Source organism: Ruegeria sp. HKCCD6157, from assembly GCF_013110685.1.
Lineage (GTDB): Bacteria > Pseudomonadota > Alphaproteobacteria > Rhodobacterales > Rhodobacteraceae > Ruegeria.
Map to the genome: position 1 here is coordinate 1 of NZ_WVRB01000020.1, position 1,714 is coordinate 1,714.

Consider the following 1,714-nt stretch of genomic DNA (forward strand, 5'->3'; position numbering starts at 1 on the left):
CCTGAGCTTTCATGTCTTCGGCCGAGATTCCTGCGACGGCGACGGGTTTTTTCATTGCGTCGCGGCGGAAAGGTTCGCCGAGCTCCTGGTTGATCAGGGCCTCGATCAGCGTGGTGATGCCGTTCTTCTGGTCCTCGATCGCCTGGTTCAGGGCTGCGGTCAGCTCGTCCTGGGTGCGGGCCACGACGCCCTTCAGACCACAGGCCTGCGCGATACCGGCGTAAGACACTTTGGTATCCAGTTCGGTGCCGACGAAGTTGTCATCGAACCACAGGGTCGAGTTGCGCTTTTCCGCGCCCCACTGATAGTTGCGGAAGACGATCTGGGTCACGGCAGGCCATTCCTCACGCCCGATGGCGGTCAGCTCGTTCACCGCGATGCCGAAGGCGCCGTCACCGGCAAAGCCCACGACCGGCACGTCCGGGCAGCCGATCTTGGCGCCGACGATGGCCGGCAGGCCATAGCCGCAGGGGCCGAACAGGCCCGGCGCCAGGTATTTGCGGCCCGCCTCGAAGGACGGATAGGCGTTGCCGATGGCGCAGTTGTTGCCGATATCCGAGCTGATGATCGCCTCTTTCGGCAGCGCCGCCTGAATGGCGCGCCACGCCATGCGGGGGCTCATCCAGTCGGGCTTGGCCGCGCGGGCGCGCTGGTTCCAGGTGGTGCCCGGATCATCATCCTCGTGGTCCATGCTGCTCAGCTGCTGGGCCCAGCGGGACTTCTTCTCGGCGATCTTCGCCTTGCGCGCGTCGCGGCCCTCGTCGCCCGCGGTATCGCTCAGCTGGTTCAGGATGCCGGTCGCCACCTTGGCCGCGTCACCCACGATGCCCACGGTGACCTTCTTGGTCAGGCCGATCCGGTCGGGGTTGATGTCGACCTGGATGATCTTGGCCTCGGCCGGCCAGTATTCCATGCCATAGCCCGGCAGGGTCGAGAACGGGTTCAGACGGGTGCCGAGGCACAGAACAACATCGGCCTCGCTGATCAGTTCCATCCCGGCTTTCGAGCCGTTGTAGCCCAGAGGACCGGCAAACAGAGGGTGGCTGCCGGGGAAGGCGTCGTTGTGCTGATAGCCCACGCAGACCGGCGCATCCAGACGCTCGGCCAGCGCCTTCGAGGCCTCGATCCCGCCCTTGGACAGAACCACGCCCGCACCGTTCAGGATCACCGGGTTCTTGGCGGTCGACAGCAGCTCGGCCGCCTGCGCCACGGCGGTTTCGCCGCCCGCGGGGCGTTCGAAATCGACGATGGCGGGCAGATCGACATCAACCACCTGGGTCCACATGTCACGCGGGATGTTGATCTGGGCCGGGGCGCTGGCGCGCTTGGCTTTCATGATCACGCGGTTCAGAACCTCGGTGACGCGGGTCGGGTCGCGGACCTCTTCCTGATAGGCGACCATGTCCTCGAACAGCTTCATCTGCTCGACTTCCTGGAAACCGCCCTGACCGATGGTCTTGTTCGCCGCCTGCGGCGTGACCAGCAGCAGCGGCGTGTGGTTCCAATAGGCGGTTTTTACGGCGGTCACGAAGTTGGTGATGCCGGGGCCGTTCTGCGCGATCATCATCGACATCTTGCCGGTGGCGCGGGTGTAGCCATCCGCCATCATCCCCGCGCTGCCTTCATGCGCACAGTCCCAGAACATGATCCCGGCCTTCGGGAACAAGTCCGAGATCGGCATCATCGCGGATCCAATGATCCCGAACGCATGCTC

At 64.9% G+C, this 1,714-nt stretch carries 1 protein-coding gene; it reads right to left on the bottom strand.

The annotated features are described in order from the left end of the window. Positions 1-1,714 (bottom strand): sulfoacetaldehyde acetyltransferase (gene xsc, locus GS612_RS20420; RefSeq protein WP_253286243.1); only part of this gene is annotated, 1,714 nt, incomplete at both ends.